Consider the following 2,009-nt stretch of genomic DNA (forward strand, 5'->3'; position numbering starts at 1 on the left):
CGGCCTCCTCGCCGGCCAACTCGCCCGGCCGGACGGGGCCGGCCGCTGCGGCGAGCAACGCGGCCACCGGCTCGGCCGCAGGCACGCTCGGGGCGGCCAGGCGCACCTGAGGTGGTGTCGCGTCCGCTTCCGTAGGCGTTGCGGGGCGACCCTGATCAAGCCTGGCATCCACCCGGGCGTGGGCCGAGTCGAGCAGCCGCTCGGTGTCGGCGTGGTCGGCCCGCCGGAACGGGTTCATCGGGAGTCCCCTCACGTCAGCCGTCCGCCGGTTCGGCGTGCGGTGCTCGCAGGGCCGAGCCGCTCTCCGTGCGTGGCGGCGGCACCCCCTCGACCCCGACTGGTGACCCGGCTGGGCCCTGCCGCTCCAGCAGGACCGCGAGCCGGCGTAGGCCTCGGTGGGCGGCGGTCCGCACGGCACCGGCCCGGCGACCCAGCACCCGACCGGCGGATCCCGCGTCCAACCCGATGACGGCCCGCAGCAGGACCGCCTCGGCCTCCCGGGGCGGGAGGGTGGCGATCAGCGCGAGGGCGGTCTCGGTCCCGATCGTCTCGCTGGCCCGCTCGGCGGTGTCCGCGTCGCTGGCCAGGTCGACGAGCGCCTGCACCGGGACCGGGAGCGACGGGCGGCGGCGCATCCGGCGCAGATGGTCCATCGCGCGGTTACGGGCGATGGTGACCGTCCAGGCCCGGAACTCGCCCCCGCTGAAGCCGGGCAGGTCACGGGAGATCTGGAGCCAGGTCTCGGAGGCGACGTCCTCGGCGTCCGCCCCGACGAGGGCGGTCAGATATCGCAGCAGGCCCGGCTGGAGGCTGCGGTAGAGGAAGCGGAACGACTCCTCGTCCCCGGCCTGCGCGGCGCGCACCGCCTCCGACAGGTCGGCGGTCATTCGCGGCCCACGCATCGCCCGGGGCGTGCTGGCCCGACGCGCCGCCCTGGAGCAGGCCACGAGGCACGAGTCGTCCGCCCGATCAGCACCCGCACCGCACCGCCCTCCGCCGCTCTGATTGTGCCCGCGACCATGATTGTGGGGGCGGCGTGTCCGGGGCCAACGCCAGGGTGGTCGATCGGCGCGCTGCCCGCCAAGGTAGCCGGGAGAGCCCAAGCCGGGCTAACGCTAAAAGGGGTCTCACGACGCGACAAGTCGGCACCGTGTCACGGAAGAGTGACAATTATCAACCCTGCTGGGCGGCGCGTCGTCGTAACGGCTGGTGAGCAGGAGACGCCAACCGCCCCTGAAGGCGCTTTCTTGCCACCGTCGCAGACCTGGACGACGGAAATTGTCGCTTTTCGTGACACCGCACATCCGCAGCGTCACCGAGGTTGAGCGTCCACACAGGTCAGGCCGGATCAGCCAGGATGAACCAGCCGCCCGGCGGCCCTGCCACGGCGCGCCGCCCCGCGCCACTCTAGGTACGGTATTGCGGTGCTGTCATCGGAGGTCGTGCTCAGCGGTCGCTACCGCTTGGACGAACGTGTCGCCACCGGCGGCATGGGCGACGTTTGGCGTGCCTCCGACCTGATCCTCGGCCGGCAGGTCGCGGTCAAGGTTCTGCTGCCGGCGCTGGTCTCCGATCCCGACTTCATCGCCCGGTTCCGCGCTGAGGCCCGGATCATGGCGGCGCTGCGGCACCCCGGCATCGTGCAGGTCTTCGACTGCGGCGAGGACGACCTCCCCGACGGCGGCCGGGCGGACTACCTCGTCATGGAGTTCGTCGCCGGCGAGCCGTTGTCCAAGCGAATCGAGGCGGCCGGGCGGCTCGACGTGGCCGAGACGATGTCGATCGTGGCCCAGGCGGCCGCGGCGCTCAACGCGGCGCACCGCGGCGGCATCGTGCACCGCGACGTCAAGCCGGGCAACCTGCTGGTCCGGCCGAACGGCACGCTGGTGCTTACCGACTTCGGCATCGCCCGCTCCGACCTGGTCGGCCAGCTCACCGCCGCCGGTTCGGTGCTCGGCACCGCCTCGTACATCTCGCCCGAGCAGGCCACCGGCGGCGTGGCCACTCAC

The 2,009-nt window shown here is 73.0% G+C and carries 2 protein-coding genes and 1 pseudogene; 1 reads left to right on the forward strand and 2 read right to left on the reverse strand.

The window, feature by feature from the left end:
• Positions 1 to 238: pseudogene (locus tag PSH25_RS22445) on the reverse strand (hypothetical protein); the annotation flags it as partial.
• Positions 239 to 254: 16 nt separating this feature from the next.
• The gene (locus PSH25_RS22450) at positions 255 to 887 is read right to left on the reverse strand and encodes an RNA polymerase sigma factor (RefSeq protein ID WP_238660947.1); all 633 of its coding nucleotides are present in this window, start codon (positions 885 to 887) and stop codon (positions 255 to 257) included.
• Between the two features lie 537 nt (positions 888 to 1,424).
• Here PSH25_RS22450 and PSH25_RS22455 point away from each other — a divergent pair.
• Positions 1,425 to 2,009, forward strand: a 585-nt coding sequence (locus PSH25_RS22455) for a serine/threonine-protein kinase (protein WP_238660946.1), incomplete at its 3' end; no start/stop codon positions are given.

It is taken from the genome of Micromonospora foliorum, assembly GCF_022229015.1.
Taxonomy (GTDB): Bacteria; Actinomycetota; Actinomycetes; order Mycobacteriales; family Micromonosporaceae; genus Micromonospora; species Micromonospora foliorum.